This is a genomic window from Massilia sp. Root335 (genome assembly GCF_001425685.1).
In the GTDB taxonomy this organism is placed as follows: Bacteria; Pseudomonadota; Gammaproteobacteria; order Burkholderiales; family Burkholderiaceae_D; genus Telluria; species Telluria luteola.
The window spans coordinates 86,049-101,600 of sequence record NZ_LMCY01000037.1 but is presented as its reverse complement, the minus strand read 5'-3'; the positions used below and the strand labels follow the sequence as shown (position 1 = coordinate 101,600).

At 69.3% G+C, this 15,552-nt stretch carries 10 protein-coding genes; 5 read left to right on the top strand and 5 right to left on the bottom strand.

Going from position 1 to position 15,552, the window contains the following annotated elements; translation table 11 throughout:
- Window positions 1-6 precede the first annotated feature (6 nt).
- Window positions 7-366, top strand: coding sequence for a DUF1304 domain-containing protein (locus ASC93_RS20110; protein ID WP_056446492.1), 360 nt, complete (start codon window positions 7-9; stop codon window positions 364-366).
- Window positions 367-370: 4 nt separating this feature from the next.
- On the opposite strand, the gene ASC93_RS30985 is transcribed toward ASC93_RS20110, so the two are convergent.
- Together ASC93_RS30985 and purL are read right to left on the bottom strand one after the other, a co-directional pair.
- Entirely contained in the window at window positions 371-847 is a 477-nt protein-coding gene (locus tag ASC93_RS30985; RefSeq protein ID WP_157202033.1) for a hypothetical protein, read from the bottom strand.
- 175 nt (window positions 848-1,022) lie between these two features.
- The gene (purL, locus tag ASC93_RS20100) at window positions 1,023-5,087 is read right to left on the bottom strand and encodes a phosphoribosylformylglycinamidine synthase (protein WP_056446485.1); all 4,065 of its coding nucleotides are present in this window, start codon (window positions 5,085-5,087) and stop codon (window positions 1,023-1,025) included.
- A gap of 181 nt (window positions 5,088-5,268) precedes the next feature.
- Between purL and ASC93_RS20095 the strand changes: the two genes are divergently transcribed.
- Complete coding sequence (locus ASC93_RS20095) at window positions 5,269-6,981, top strand: tetratricopeptide repeat-containing response regulator (protein WP_082548191.1); 1,713 nt, start codon at window positions 5,269-5,271, stop codon at window positions 6,979-6,981.
- Here the strand turns inward: ASC93_RS20095 and ASC93_RS20090 are convergent.
- Window positions 6,978-7,691 (bottom strand): hypothetical protein, encoded by a 714-nt coding sequence (locus ASC93_RS20090; RefSeq protein WP_157202032.1) that lies wholly within the window; start codon window positions 7,689-7,691, stop codon window positions 6,978-6,980. The two genes, ASC93_RS20095 and ASC93_RS20090, sit on opposite strands and share 4 nt — an antisense overlap.
- A gap of 96 nt (window positions 7,692-7,787) precedes the next feature.
- Window positions 7,788-11,387 carry a hydantoinase B/oxoprolinase family protein gene (locus ASC93_RS20085; protein WP_056446479.1) on the bottom strand — a complete coding sequence of 1,200 codons (3,600 nt, stop codon included), beginning with the start codon at window positions 11,385-11,387 and terminating at the stop codon, window positions 7,788-7,790.
- A 110-nt stretch (window positions 11,388-11,497) separates the two neighbouring features.
- On the opposite strand from ASC93_RS20085, the gene ASC93_RS20080 reads away from it, so the two are divergent.
- The gene (locus ASC93_RS20080) at window positions 11,498-12,994 is read left to right on the top strand and encodes a bifunctional ADP-dependent NAD(P)H-hydrate dehydratase/NAD(P)H-hydrate epimerase (RefSeq protein ID WP_056446476.1); all 1,497 of its coding nucleotides are present in this window, start codon (window positions 11,498-11,500) and stop codon (window positions 12,992-12,994) included.
- A gap of 6 nt (window positions 12,995-13,000) precedes the next feature.
- Here ASC93_RS20080 and ASC93_RS20075 read toward each other — a convergent pair whose 3' ends face one another.
- Window positions 13,001-13,720 (bottom strand): ABC transporter ATP-binding protein, encoded by a 720-nt coding sequence (locus ASC93_RS20075; protein WP_056446473.1) that lies wholly within the window; start codon window positions 13,718-13,720, stop codon window positions 13,001-13,003.
- 49 nt (window positions 13,721-13,769) lie between these two features.
- On the opposite strand from ASC93_RS20075, the gene ASC93_RS20070 reads away from it, so the two are divergent.
- Both ASC93_RS20070 and mnmH read left to right on the top strand, forming a co-directional pair.
- Window positions 13,770-14,351 (top strand): arylesterase, encoded by a 582-nt coding sequence (locus ASC93_RS20070; RefSeq protein WP_229412807.1) that lies wholly within the window; start codon window positions 13,770-13,772, stop codon window positions 14,349-14,351.
- Window positions 14,351-15,403 carry a tRNA 2-selenouridine(34) synthase MnmH gene (mnmH, locus tag ASC93_RS20065; protein ID WP_056446467.1) on the top strand — a complete coding sequence of 351 codons (1,053 nt, stop codon included), beginning with the start codon at window positions 14,351-14,353 and terminating at the stop codon, window positions 15,401-15,403. Before ASC93_RS20070 ends, mnmH begins: the two co-directional genes overlap by 1 nt.
- The last annotated feature ends 149 nt before the right edge of the window (window positions 15,404-15,552 follow it).

The following is a 15,552-nucleotide window of genomic DNA, read 5'->3' as shown; positions in this document are numbered from 1 at the left end:
ACATTCATGCTGCTGATCGCCACCGTCCTCACCGCCGTCGTCATCGCCATCCACGTCTACATCGTCCTCATCGAGACCGTCCTGTTCCGCAGCCGCGGCAGGAAGGTCTTCGGGCTCAAGGAGGGCCAGGTGGACGCGCTGGCGCCGCTGATGTCGAACCAGGGCTGCTACAACGGCTTCCTGGTGGCGATGCTGGCGGTTGGGCTGCTGCACCCCGATCCGACCGTCGGCCGCGCCTTCGCCGTGTTCGGGCTCGTGTGCGTGGCCATCGCGGGCGTGTGGGGCGCCGCGACCGTGTCGCGGCGCATCCTGTTCGTGCAAACGGTGCCGGCGGGGCTCGCGCTCACCGCCTTGCTGCTCGCCTGATCGTTCAGGAATTGCTCCAGGAAGGGTACCAGCACTTCATCGTTGCACACATGGCGTTATACACAGCGGCCGAGTCCGCCAATATGGCGTTCCAGTCCGTGGCCGTACTGACAAAGGATGTCTTCTGACCCGTGCGCGACGTGTAGGAGATGTTCGCGACCGAGCCGTCCATATTGCATGTGATGTGCCCATGCGGCAAGGTGGTTCGGTACTGCGGCGTCGGCGCCTCGACAAAGAAGAATTCCTGGTTCAATGCCCCCGGATCGGTCCCGTCATACACCTCGCCCGTCGCAATCGCGGCAACCGGCGTGGACGATGGTTCGAAGACGGCCGCGGTGGCGCTCAGCTTTGCCTTTTTCGCCGGCGCCGGATCGGCGGCGATCGCCTTTGGCGGGCTGCAATTGCACATCATTGGATTCGGCAGCGTGGGACCGATATAGGTCTTGAAGCAGTCCGTGCATTGATAACGCGACGTTGTCATGATTCTCCCTTTTTTGGATGCGTTCGTGCGCCGGCAATGGGGCTCGTTCGTCCCCGTTTGCAACATTTTTCGTTTAATAATATATAACAAAAACCGGCCCGGTTACCGGCAGCGGTTTGTGATCGACAAAATAAAAGCGCTCCCGAGGGAGCGCTTTTTCATGCGGGGTGTCGAATCAACCCACCCACTTCCTCGCATTCTGGAACATGCGCGCCCACGGCGAATCCTCGCCCCAGCCATCCGGATGCCACGACATCGTGACGGTGCGCGCCACGCGCTCCGCGTGCGGCATCATGACCGTAAAGCGTCCGTCCGGCGTCGTGACGGCCGTGAGGCCCTCCGGCGAGCCGTTCGGATTGAACGGATACGCCTCGGTCGCCACGCCGCGGTTGTCGATGTAGCGCAGCGCCTTCACGACCTTGGCGATGTCGCCGGTCTGCGAGAAGTCCGCGTAGCCTTCGCCATGCGCGATCGCCAGCGGCGCGTGCGTGCCCGCCAGGTCCTGGAAGAAGATCGACGGCGAATCCATCACCTCGACCATGCCGAAGCGCGCTTCGAACTGTTCCGACTTGTTGCGGGTGAACTTCGGCCACGCTTCGGCGCCCGGGATGATCGTCTTCAGGTTGCTCATCATCTGGCAGCCGTTGCACACGCCCAGGCCGAACGTGTCGGCGCGGCCGAAGAACTGCGCGAACGCGGCCTTCAGTTCGGCGTTGAACAGGATCGTCTTGGCCCAGCCTTCGCCGGCGCCCAGCACGTCGCCGTACGAGAAGCCGCCCACGGCGATCAGGCCCTTGAAGTCGTCCAGCTTGGCGCGGCCGGAGATCAGGTCGCTCATGTGCACGTCGACGGCCGAAAAGCCCGCCTGGTGCATCGCCCATGCCGTCTCGATGTGCGAGTTGACGCCCTGCTCGCGCAGGATCGCCACGGTCGGGCGGGCGCCCGTCGCGATGAACGGCGCGGCGATGTTGACGGCTGTATCGTGCACGAGCTTCGGCGTCAGGCCCGGGTCCTGCTCGTCCAGCAGGCGGTCGTATTCCTGGTCGACGCACGCCGGGTTGTCGCGCAGGCGCGCGATGCGCCAGCTCGTCTCGCTCCACAGGCGGTGCAGTTCGCTGCGGCGCTTGCTGTAGATGACCTTCGTGTCGCGCGTGAACTCCACCACGCCGCGGTCGTTGACCTTGCCGATGATGTGGCTGCACGCGCCCAGGTCGAACGTGCGCAGCACGTTCATGACGGCCGACTTCTCGTCCGTACGTACCTGCACGACGGCGCCCAGCTCCTCGTTGAACAGCGCGCGCAGCGTCATCTCGTTGCGGCGCTCGCCCACCTGCGCCGCCCAGTTCTTGGCGTCGCCGTGGTCGGAGGCATGCTCGCCTTCCATCGTCAGGATGTCGAGGTTGACGGAGACGCCGGCGCGGCCCGCGAACGCCATCTCGCACAGCGTGGCATACAGGCCGCCGTCCGAGCGGTCGTGGTAGGCCAGCAGCTTGCCGTCGACGTTCAGTTGCTGGATCGCGGCGAAGAAGGCTTTCAGGTCGGCCGGGTTGTCGACGTCCGGCGTGTCGTTGCCCAGCTGCTGCGTGACTTGCGCCAGCGCGGAGGCGCCCAGGCGGTTCCTGCCGCGGCCCAGGTCGATCAGGATCAGCGACGTGTCGCCCAGGTCCGTGCGCAGTTGCGGCGTCAGGGTCTTGCGCACGTCGGTGACGGGCGCGAAGCTCGACACGATCAGCGAGACTGGCGATACGACGGCCTTGTTCTCGCCGTCCTCGGTCCACGTCGTGCGCATCGACAGCGAATCCTTGCCGACCGGGATCGACACGCCCAGCGCCGGGCACAGCTCCATGCCGACGGCCTTGACCGTGTCGAACAGCGCGGCGTCCTGGCCCGGCTGGCCGCACGCGGCCATCCAGTTGGCGGACAGCTTGATGGCCGAGATGTCGGCGATCGGCGCGGCGGCGATGTTCGTGATGGCCTCGCCGACGGCCATGCGGCCCGACGCGGCGGCGTCGATGACGGCCAGCGGCGTGCGCTCGCCCATCGCCATCGCTTCGCCCTTGTAGCCTTCGAAGCTCAAGGTGGTGACGGCGCAGTCGGCGACGGGCACCTGCCACGGGCCGACCATCTGGTCGCGCACGCTCATGCCGCCGACGGTGCGGTCGCCGATCGTGATCAGGAACGATTTATCGGCCACGGTCGGCAGCAGCAGCACGCGGCGCGCGACTTCTTCCAGGTCCAGTCCCGTGACGTCGACGGGTTTGAATTCATTCGCCACGTGCTCGACGTTGCGGTGCATCTTCGGCGGCTTGCCGAGCAGGACGTCCATCGGCATGTCGACCGGGGACGCGCCTCCGTCCTTTTCCGTGATCGGGTCGATGAGGCGCAGCTGGCGCTCTTCCGTGGCGACGCCCACCGCCGCGAACGGGCAGCGCTCGCGTTCGCAGATGGCGGCGAAGCGCGCCAGGTCGTCGGGCGCGATCGCCAGCACGTAGCGCTCCTGCGATTCGTTGCTCCAGATTTCCTTCGGCGACATGCCGCTTTCTTCCAGCGGCACCTTGCGCAGGTCGAAGGTGGCGCCGCGCCCGGCGTCGTTGGTGATCTCGGGGAAGGCGTTCGAGATGCCGCCCGCGCCCACGTCGTGGATCGAGATGATCGGGTTCGCGTCGCCCAGCTGCCAGCAACTGTTGATGACTTCCTGCGCGCGCCGCTCCATCTCCGGGTTGCCGCGCTGGACCGAGTCGAAGTCCAGGTCGGCCGTGTTGGTGCCGGTCGCCATCGACGACGCGGCCGCGCCGGCCATGCCGATGCGCATGCCCGGGCCGCCCAGTTGCAGCAGCAGGCTGCCGACCGGGATCTCGTCCTTGTGCGTGTGGCCGCCCGCGATGTTGCCGATGCCGCCGGCGATCATGATCGGCTTGTGGTAGCCGAACACGGTGTTGCCGCCGGCCGTGGAACTGAGTGCCGTCGGACCCACGTTCTGTTCGTAGACGCGGAAGTAGCCGCCCAGGTTCGGCCGGCCGAATTCGTTGTTGAACGCGGCGCCGCCCAGCGGGCCGTCGACCATGATCTGCAGCGGCGACGCGATGCGTTCCGGCTTGCCGTAGACCTGGTCGGCGCCGGCCTTGTCCGCGCCGTTGACGTTGGCCGCGTTTTCCCACGGTCGCACCGCGTCCGGCAGGTACAGGTTCGACACGGTGAAGCCCGTCAGGCCCGCCTTCGGCTTGGCGCCGCGGCCGGTCGCGCCCTCGTCGCGGATCTCGCCGCCGGCGCCCGTCGAGGCGCCCGGGAACGGGGAGATCGCCGTCGGGTGGTTGTGGGTCTCGACCTTCATCAGCGTGTGCGTCAGGTCGGTGACCGGTGCGTATTCCTGGCTGCCGGCCTGGGGGAAGAAGCGCAGCGCCTGCGCGCCTTCCATGATGGCCGAGTTGTCGCTGTACGCGACGATCGTGCCCTTCGGCTGCAGCTGGTGCGTGTTCTTGATCATCTGGAACAGGCTCTTGTCCTGTTTCGCGCCGTCGATGGTCCACTCGGCGTTGAAGATCTTGTGGCGGCAGTGCTCGGAGTTCGCCTGCGCGAACATCATCAGCTCGACGTCGGTCGGGTTGCGCTGCACGCGCGTGAAGGCGTCGAACAGGTAGTCGATCTCGTCCTCGGCCAGCGCCAGGCCCATGCCGGCATTCGCCTCGGCGAGCGCCGCGCGGCCGCGGCCCAGCACGTCGATCGCCTCGAGCGGACGGCTTTCCAGGTCCGTGAACAGCGCGTGCGCCTGGGAGGCAGCACGCAGCACCGTTTCCGTCATGCGGTCGTGCAGGAGCGCGGCGACGGCCGCGATCTCGTCGTCCGCCAGCTTCTTCGGCGCACCGAAGCCGGTGCCGAGGATGCCGCTCTTCAGTACGACCTTGAACGCCACGCCGCGCTCGACGCGATGGATGTGGGCCATGCCGCAGTTGTGGGCGATGTCGGTGGCCTTCGAGGCCCACGGCGAGATCGTGCCCAGGCGCGGGATCACGAAGAATTCCTCGGTCACGCCCTCGTACTGCGTTTCCGGCACAGGCTCGCCATAGGTGAGCATTGCGCTCAAGCGTTCCGTGTCCTCCGTGGTGAGGGGCGCGCTTGCATCGATGAAGTGGTAGTAGCGCGCCGACACGTCGGCAATCGTCGGGGCGACGGCTTGCAGTTGCGTGAGGAGGCGTTGGCTACGGAAGGCAGAGAGGGCGTTGGAACCCGGCAGAATCAACATGGCTTGAAAGTCGGTTGATGCAGCGTGGCTGCGGGTGAAAGAAGCCCGCTATTATACAGCGTCGGCCCCGTCCCGGTCGGCCGCCCGGGGCGCACGCGCAGCGAAAAGTTGCCGACCTTGCAGCTTAGCGGTATCGTAGTGCTGAAAAATACCTCGCGCGGACCGACGGATACCGAAACGCATGCCAGAAAAAAGCTCATCCAGCCAGCCCGGCACGCCGGCGGCCAATCAGCCGGGCACCCAACTGAACGCTCAGTTGAGCGTGCTGATCGTCGACCCCAACGCCGGCATCCGCGCGAACCTGCAGAACATGCTCAACCAGGCGGGCGTGACGCGCATCGAGTCGGCCGTGAACGCGGGCACCGCGATCAAGGCGCTCGGCCGCAAGTCCTTCGACATCGTACTGTGCGAATACGACCTGGGCAGCGGCACCAGGGGGGCGGACGGCGGCGGCGAAGGCCAGGACGGCCAGCAGCTGCTGGAAGACCTGCGCCACCACCGCATCATCCCGCCCTGGTCCATCTTCATCATGCTGACGGCGGAGGGCACGTACGGCAAGGTGGTCAGCGCGGCCGAGCTGACGCCGACCGACTACATCCTGAAGCCGTTCACGGTCCAGGTGCTGCACGAACGCATCCAGAAAGCCGTCGCGCGCCGCGCCGCCCTGCTTCCCGTCTACCAGCTGATCGCCCAGGCGAAGCCGCGCGAGGCGATCGAAGCGGCCATCGAATCGGCCCGCACGCGACCCGCGCATGCGCTCGACTTCGCCCGGCTGCGCGCCGAGCTGCACGCCTCGCTCAAGGAGCACGACCTGGCCGAAACCGTCTACCGCGACGTGCTGGCGGCCAAACCGGTGGGCTGGGCGCGGCTCGGGCTCGCGCGCGCCGTCGCCGCCCAGGGCCGCACGGACGAGGCGATTCCGCTGCTCGAACACATCGTGGCCGACAATCCGCGCCTGATGGCCGCATACGACCTGCTCGCGCGCTGCCAGCAGGAGCGCGGCGACGCGGCGCAGGCCAAGAAGACGCTGGAAGACGCCGTCGCGATCTCGCCCTACGTCGTGCGCCGCCTGCGCCGCCTGGGCGAGGTGGCGCTCGAAACGGGCGACACGGACGGTGCCGAGAAATCGTTCCGCCAGGTCGTCACGCGCTCGCGCTACTCGGAGTTCCGCAATCCCGAAGACCACGTCAACCTCGTGCGCGCGCTCGTCGGCAAGGGCGATCCGGCCGGCGCGTCGACCGTCATCCGCGACCTCGAACGCTCGCTGCGCGGCACGCCGGCCGCGGAAGCCTGCAAGGCGATCTCGGTGGCGCTGCTGCACGACGCGGCGGGCAACGGCGCGGCCGCCGTCAAGGAACTCAAGCTGGCCGTCGACGCCGTGCGCACGGGCGGCGCGCTGTCGCCGAACATGCGCGTGGGGCTGGCGCAATCGTGCCTCACGCACCGCATGGACGACGAGGCGTCGGAAGTCATGCTGGGCGCGCTGAACGGCGGCGACGACGCGCTGTCGCCGCAGCAGGCGCTGAACGTGTTCGTCAGGGCCGGCCGGCCCGACCTCGCGGACGGCATCGGCAAGCAGCTGCGCGCGCAGGCCCAGATCCTGCTCGGCGTGGCGGACGAAAAGCGCAACATGGGCGACGTGCGCGGCGCCGTGCAAACCCTGCTGGAAGCGCTGCACATGGCGCCGAACAACCTGCAGGTGATGGTCGCCGTCGTCGGCGGCGTGCTCCGCCAGATCATGGAGATGGGCTGGGACCACCCGCTCGCCGCGCTGTCGGAAGAGCAGCTGGAACACATCCGCGCGATCGACCCGGACCACCCGCGCCTGGCCGCGCTCGACGCGGAGCTGGCCGCCGCCAAGCGCAAGTACGGTATCGCGGCGGCGGGCACCTAGGCCCGCGGACGGCTGGGCGGCAGGTCGCCGTCCGCCAGGATGCGCAGCGCCGTCAGCACGAGGCCGAAACCGACGCCGAACGCGAACGTGCTGAGTTCCAGCCCGAGCACGCGCTGCGCGCAGGCGTCGCCGGCGGCGCCGGCCGCTGCCTGGAGCGCGAGAATCGTCAACCAGAACACCCCGGGCCGCAGCGGCCGCCGTCCGCGCACCAACAAAAGCAGCAGCGCCGCGAGTGCGGCCAGCACCAGGCCCGCATGGAAAAAGCCGAGGTCCAGGCCGGCCGCGACGGCGTCCGCGAGCGCACTGGCCGCCGCGCTGGCCACGAACATCGTCCACCACCACAATCCGTCGCCCGCGCCGTGCGGCGCGCCGGGACGGCCCTGGCGCGGGCTCCAGGCGAACACGGTCACGCACATCAGCGCGGCCAGCAGGACGCTCCAGCGCAGGTCGTGCAGCACGTCCGCGGCACTCGCGCCCGCGGCGCGCACGAGGGCGACGGGCAGCCAGAATCCGGCCGGATGGCGTCCGCCGCCGCCGCGCGCCGCGACGCGCACGCACGCGCAGCACAACAGCAGCACGGCCAGCGCGCCGGCATGGCCGAGGCCAAGGACATCGGAGAAAAAGTCTGCGGCATTGGTGCCGAACACGCCGGAAAGGACGAGGAGAAGCCAGTACAAGCCATCGATCCTGGGGACGTGCTCGACTTTCATGCGGCCTCGCGGGGTGGCGTGAAACAGCGGGAGTCCGGACGATTATAGGCAGGCCGGCGCCGCGTGCAGCGCCGACCGCGGGCTCTTTACCTCGTTTTACAATTCGCCATACCCGCCCCCGCCCGGCGTCTCGACGATGAACTGGTCGCCCGCCGCCATCTCGGCCTTGCCGATGTGGCCCAGTTCCTCGACGCGTCCGTCCGCCCACTCGACGACGTTGCGGCCGCGCGCGCCGGGCGCTCCGCCGGCCATGCCGAACGGCGCGTGCACGCGGTTGTTGGACAGGATCGCCGCCGTCATCGGTTCCAGGAAGCGGATCCGGCGCACGCCGCCGTTGCCGCCGTGCCAGCGCCCCGCGCCGCCCGACCCGGGCCGGATCGCATAACTCTCGAGCCGCACGGGAAAGCGGAACTCCAGGATTTCCGGGTCGGTCAGGCGCGAGTTCGTCATGTTCGTCTGCACGACGTCGGTGCCGTCGAACCCCGGCCCCGCGCCGGAGCCGCCGGAAATGGTCTCGTAATACTGGTGGCGCGCGTTCCCGAACGTGAAGTTGTTCATCGTGCCCTGCGCGGCCGCCATCACCCGCAGCGCGCCGTACAGCGCGTTCGTGATGCACGTCGACGTCTCCACGTTGCCGGAGACGACGGACGCCGGATAATGCGGATTGAGCATGGAACCTGGCGGGATGATCACCTTCAGCGGCTTGAGGCAGCCCGCGTTCAGCGGGATCGCGTCGTCGACGAGCGTGCGGAACACGTACAGGACGGCCGCCATGCACACGGCCGACGGTGCGTTGAAGTTGTTCGGCAGCTGGGGGGAGGTCCCCGTAAAATCGATCTCCGCGCTGCGCGCTTCCCGGTCGACGCGGATCGCCACCTCGATGCGCGCGCCGTTATCGAGCTCGTTCACGAAATGCCCGTCCGAGAGCGCGGTGATGACGCGCCGCACGGCTTCCTCGGCATTGTCCTGCACGTGCCCCATGTAGGCACGCACAACGTCCAGCCCGAAATGCGCGACCATCTTGCCCAGCTCGTCCACGCCCTTCTGGTTCGCCGCTACCTGGGCGCGCAGGTCCGCCATGTTCTGGTCCGGATTGCGTGCGGGCCAGCGCGCGCCGGCCAGCACCGCGCGCATTTCGGCATCGCGCAGCACGCCGTCGGCGCCGTCGACCAGCTTGAAATTATCGATCAGGACACCCTCTTCCTCGATGTGCGTCGAATCCGGCGGCATCGAGCCGGGCGTGGTGCCGCCGATGTCCGCATGGTGGCCGCGCGAACCCACGTAGAACAGGATGTGCTCCCCCGCGTCGTCGAACACGGGCGAGATCACCGTCACGTCGGGCAGGTGCGTGCCGCCGTTGTAGGGGTCGTTGAGCACGTACACGTCGCCCGCCTTCATCGTGCCGGCATTCCTGCGCATCACGGCCTTGATGCTCTCGCCCATCGACCCCAGGTGCACCGGCATGTGCGGCGCATTGGCGACGAGGTTGCCGTCCGCATCGAAGATGGCGCAGCTGAAGTCGAGGCGCTCCTTGATGTTGACGGAGTACGCCGTGTTCTGCAGGCGCAGGCCCATCTGCTCGGCGATCGACATGAACAGGTTGTTGAAGATCTCCAGCAGCACCGGGTCGACCGTCGTCCCGATCGCATGCCGCCGCGGCAGCGCCTGCACGCGGCGCAGCACGAGGTGGCCGTACGGCGTGACCTCGGCGCGCCAGCCCGCCTCCACGACCGTCGTCGCATTCGCTTCCGCGACGATGGCCGGGCCGTCGATGGCGTCGCCCGGCACGATGTCCTCGCGGCGGTACACGTTCGTGTCGCGCCACGCGCCGTCGGCGTACATCCCGACCGTTTCGAATGCCGCCGGCGCGCCGGCGCGCGGCGTGCCCCGCACCGGCTGCTCGGGCGGCGCGTCGGATCGGCCCAGCGCTTCCACCGACACCGCTTCCACGACGAGCGCCCTGCCCGGCATGAGGAAGGAAAAGCGGCGGCGGTACGCCTGTTCGAACTGGGCCTGCAGCGCCGCGCGGTCCCCATCCGTCACGACGATGGCGGAATCGGTGCCTTCGTAGCGCAGGTGCACGCGGCGCAGCACGGCGATGCGCTCCCCGGCCACGCCCTGCGCCAGCAGGTCGGCGCGGGCCGCGGCGGCCAGCGCATCCAGTTCGGCCGCCAGCGCCCCGGCGCTCAAGTCGTCCAGCCGGCGCTCGACGGCCCGTTCGCGCATCGCGCCCTGGTCCGCGAGCCCCATGCCGTACGCGGACAGCACGCCGGCCAGCGAGTGGATGAACACCGTCTTCATGCCCAGCGCGTCCGCCACGAGGCAGGCGTGCTGGCCGCCCGCGCCGCCGAAGCTCGTGAGCGCATAATCCGTCACGTCGTGGCCCCGCTGCACCGAGATCTGCTTGATCGCATTCGCCATGTTGCCGACGGCGATGCGGATGAAACCTTCGGCGACGGCTTCCGGCGCGGGCCGCGTGCCAGTCGCGCGTTCGATGTCGTCGGCCATGGCGCCGAAGCCGGCGCGCACGGCGTCCGCGTCGAGCGGCTGGTCGGCGTCCGGGCCGAACAGGTGCGGGAAGTGCCGCGGCTGGATCTTGCCCAGCATGACGTTGCAGTCGGTGACGGCAAGCGGCCCGCCGCGCCGGTAGCTGGCCGGTCCCGGGTAAGCGCCGGCGCTGTCCGGCCCGACGCGGTAGCGGCTGCCGTCGAAATGCAGGATCGAGCCGCCGCCCGCCGCGACGGTATGGATGCCCATCATGGGCGCGCGCATGCGCACGCCCGCGACCTGCGTCTCGAACACGCGCTCGAATTCGCCCGCGTGATGCGACACGTCGGTCGACGTCCCGCCCATGTCGAAGCCGATGACGCGCTCGAACCCGGCGAGGCGGCTCGCGCGCACCATGCCGACGATGCCGCCGGCAGGCCCGGACAGGATGCTGTCCTTGCCCTGGAACGCGCGCGCATCCGCCAGGCCGCCGCTGGACTGCATGAACTGCAGGTTCACGCCCGGCAGCTCGGCCGCCACCTGGTCGACGTAGCGGCGCAGGATCGGCGACAGGTAGGCGTCGACGACCGTCGTGTCGCCGCGCGCCACGAGCTTCATCAGCGGACTGACCTCATGCGAGACGGACACCTGGGTGAAGCCGATGTCGCGGGCGATGCGCGCCACGGCATCCTCGTGCGCGTGGTAGCGATAGCCGTGCATGAACACGATGGCCAGTGCGCGGATGCCGCTGTCGTACGCGGCCTGCAGGTCGCGCCGCGCCGCCGCCGCGTCGAGCGAAGTCACGACGTCGCCGTGCGCGCCGATGCGCTCGGCGATCTCGACGACGCGTCCGTACAGCAGCTCGGGCAGCACGATGTGGCGGTCGAACAGGCGCGGACGGTTCTGGTAGGCGATGCGCAGGGCGTCGCCGAAACCCCGGGTGATCGCGAGCGCCGTGGGCTCGCCCTTGCGCTCCAGCAGCGCATTGGTGGCGACGGTCGTGCCCATCTTGACGGCCTCCACCTGTCCCGCGGGGATCGGCGCGCCTGGCGCCAGGCCGAGCAGATGGCGGATGCCGGCGACGGCCGCGTCGCGGTAGCGTTCCGGGTTCTCCGACAGCAGCTTGTGCGTGACGAGGCAGCCGTCAGGACGGCGCGCCACGATGTCCGTGAAGGTGCCGCCGCGGTCGATCCAGAACTGCCAGTCCATCGTTGTCCCCATCGTCAAAGTCAAGCCAGCGGCTATTGTAGTCGCGCCCCGCGCCGATTTTAGCGAAAATGCATGCTCCGCACCGTCGTGCGTTTTCTTTCGGAACCAGCATGGACAATCCGCTCTACAGCGTCGCGCAGATCCGCGCCATCGAACAGGCAGCCCAATCGCAACTGGCGCCCGGCACACTGATGCAGCGCGCGGGCGAAGCCGCGTCGACCTACGCGCTCGAGGTGCTGGGCGGCCTGCCGACCGGGCGCATCCTCGTGCTGGCCGGCCCCGGCAACAACGGCGGCGACGCGCTGGAGGTCGCCGCGAACCTCGCCAATCTCGGCGCCAGTGTCGACGTCGTCCACCTCGCCGGCGCGGCACCGTCGCCGGAAACACAGCATGCCCTCGAGCGCGCCCGTGCCGGTTGCGCGCGCTTCATCGACGCGATCGATGATAGCCGCGGCTGCTGCCTCGTGATCGACGGCCTGTTCGGGATCGGCCTCGCGCGCGCGCTCGCGGGACGCGCGCGCGAACTCGTCGAGGCGACGCACGGGATGGCGTGTCCCGTGCTGGCGCTGGACGTCCCGAGCGGCCTCGATGCCGACACGGGCAGCATCGTCGGCCCGGACGGCGCGGCCGTGCGCGCCACGTACACGATCACCTTCCTCGGCGACAAACCGGGCCTGCACACGGGCGACGGCTGCGACCACGCGGGCCGCGTGCACGTGAACCGCCTCGGCACCGCCGGCCTGCACGCGGAGACGGCGCACGCGCGGCTGAACGCGCCCGCGCTGTTCGCCGCCCTGCTCGCGCCGCGCCGGCGCAATTCCCATAAAGGCACGTACGGCGACGTGGCCGTGCTGGGCGGCGCGCGCGGGATGGCCGGCGCCGGCATCCTGGCCGCGCGCGCCGCGCTGTATGCGGGCGCGGGCCGCGTGTTCGTCGCCGCCGTCGATCCGGGCCCCGGCCTGGACCCGGTGCAGCCGGAGATCATGTTCCGCGACGCCGCCGGCTTCGCGTTCGACGGCCGCACGGTCGTCGCGGGCCCCGGCATGGGCGATTCGGCCGGCGCCACGCACCTGCTGTCGAAGGTGATCGACGGCACGGGGCCGCTGCTGGTCGACGCCGACGCGCTGAACCTGTGCGCGGCCAGCCCCGACCTGGCCGCGCGCCTCGCCGCGCACGACGGCGCGACGGTCGTCACGCCGCACCCGCTGGAAGCCGCGCGCCTGCTGGGCGTGACAGCGCCCGTCATCCAGGCCGACCGGCTGGAGAATGCGCGCGAACTGGCACAGCGGCTGGACGCGGTCGTCGTGCTCAAGGGCGCCGGCAGCGTCATCGCGCGGCCGGACGGCGAGGTGGTCATCAATGCGACGGGCAACCCGGGCCTGGCCACGGGCGGCACCGGGGACGTGCTGGCGGGCCTGATCGGCACCCTGCTGAGCCAGGGCTGGCCGGCGTGGGAAGCCGCGCTGGCCGGCGTCTGGCTGCACGGCGCCGCGGCGGACCGTCTGGTCGCCGCGGGCAAGGGTCCCATCGGCCTGACGGCGGGCGAACTGCCGCGGGCGATCCGTGCCGAGCTCAATGCGCTCGTGGCCGATGCGGACCGCGCGTGAACGGGGTCAGACCGCGAGCCGGCCGGCCGCGATGGTGAGCGTGCGGCCGCAGCGCGCGGCCATGGCGGGATCGTGGGTGACGAGGACGAGCGTCGAGCCCCGTTCGCGATTCAGCTCGAACATCAGCCGGATGACGGCTTCCCCGGTGGCGGCGTCGAGGCTGCCCGTGGGCTCGTCCGCGAACAGCAGCGGCGGTTCGGTGACGAAGGCGCGGGCGAGGGCCACGCGCTGCTGCTCGCCGCCCGACAGATACTTGGGGTAGTGGCGCAGGCGGCTCGCCAGGCCCACGCGGCCGAGCATCGCCTCGGCCTTCGCACGCGCGTCGGCGTCGCCCCGCAATTCCAGCGGCAGCATCACGTTTTCCAGCGCGTTCAGGTGCGCGAGCAGCTGGAACGACTGGAACACGAACCCCAGCCGGGCCTTGCGGAACGCGGCGCGGCCGTCCTCGTCGAGGGCGAAGATGTCGGTCCCGTCGAGCATGACCTGGCCCGACGACGGCGTGTCCAGGCCGGCCAACAGGCCGAGCAACGTGGACTTGCCGGAACCGGAGGCGCCGACGAGGGCAAGCGTCTCGGCCGGTTGCACGGTAAAATCCACCTCGTGCAGGATGGTGAGCGGGCCGCTGGCATCGAGCACGCGCTTGGACAGCCCGCGGACTTCGATCGCGGGCGTGCCGCCTCCAGCCTGTCCTGCACCGCCTTTTGACGCCTCGGGAATATCACGCATGCTTGCTTTACTCAGGAAATGGACGATAGCTGCCGTCGCGGTTCTTGGAATGACCGCGTCGGGGAGCGCCTATTCTGCCCCAAAAACCGTGCTCGTGGTGGGCGACAGCCTGTCGGCCGAATACGGCCTCGCGCGCGGCACGGGCTGGGTCGCCCTGCTCGAGCAGCGCCTCCAGGCACAGAAGATCGACGCCCACGTCGTCAACGCCAGCATCAGCGGCGAGACGACGAGCGGCGGCCGCACGCGCCTCCCCGCCCTGCTGCGCCAGCACAGGCCGGACGTCGTCGTGCTGGAACTGGGCGCCAACGACGGCCTGCGCGGCCTCCCCGTGGCGGCGGCCGAAGACAACCTGCGCACGATGATCCGGCTGGCGCAGGAGAACCGGGCGAAGGTCCTGCTCGTCGGCATGCGCATGCCGCCCAACTACGGCCGCGCCTACACGGAACGCTTCGCCGGCATGTACAAGGACCTCGCCGGCACGTATAAAGTGCCGCTGGTGCCGTTCATGCTGGACGGCGTCGCGCAGGACCCGGCCAACTTCCAGGCCGACCGCATGCACCCGCTGGCGACGGCCCATCCGACCATCCTCAACAACATCTGGCCGCAATTCGCGCCTCTCGTGAAACGATAATGAAATACCCTGCTGTCCTCGGCGTCGACGACGTCCTGCCCATGCTCGACCAGTTCGACACCATCATCGACGCACGCAGCGAGTCCGAGTTCGCGCTCGACCGCATCCCCGGCGCCATCAACTGTCCCACCCTGGACGACGCACAGCGCATCCTTGTCGGCACCACGTACAAGCAGGTGGGCGCGTTCGAAGCCAAGAAGATCGGCGCCCCGCTCGTCGCGCAGAACATCGCCCGCTACGTCGAGACGCTGTTCGCCGACAAGCCCAAGGACTGGAAGCCGCTCGTCTACTGCTGGCGCGGCGGCAACCGCAGCGGCTCGATGGCGCTGATCTTCGCCAAGATCGGCTGGCCCGTCGTGCAGCTCGACGGCGGCTACAAGGCCTTTCGCGCCTACGTCGCAGCGGCGCTGGAGAACCCGCCGGCGCTGGACTTCCGCGTCGTGTGCGGCACGACCGGCAGCGGCAAGAGCCGCCTGCTGGAGACGCTCGACGCCATCGGCGCGCAGGTGCTCGACCTGGAACAGATGGCCGCGCACCGGGGCTCCGTCCTCGGCCACCTGCCGGGCGAGCCGCAGCCGAGCCAGAAGATGTTCGAGACGCGCATCTGGGACAAGCTGCGCCGCTTCGATCCGGCCAGGCCGGTGTTCGTCGAATCGGAGAGCAAGAAGGTGGGCAATCTGCGCGTGCCCGACGCCGTCATGGACCGCATGCGCGCCGCGCCCTGCATCGCCCTGCAGCTCGATCGCCCGCTGCGCGTGCAGCTGCTGATGGAAGACTATCACCACTTCTGCGCCGACCCGGCCGCGCTGAATGCGCAGCTGGACCACCTCGTGCAACTGCACGGCCGCGCGCGCATCGACGCCTGGCACGACCTGGCCAACACGGGCCGCATGCCGGAGCTCGTGGACCAGCTGCTCGTCGAGCATTACGATCCGGCCTATCTGCGCTCGATCGACCGGAATTTCGCGCAGTATCCCGGGGCGGAAGTCCTGACGCTGGCCGGCATTTCGAAAGACGATTTCACCGCGGCGGCGCAGCACCTGAATGCATAGGTGCGCGGCCCCGTATGGCACAGGGACACCGGTGATTCGCAGGTCGATTTCGCACATCTGCCCGTTGCAGAAGGTGGCGTGGACGAGCCCGTCGATGTCGGTCGGCCTGACCGCGACGGGTTCGCCCACCACTTTCCTTGCGTTTGCGA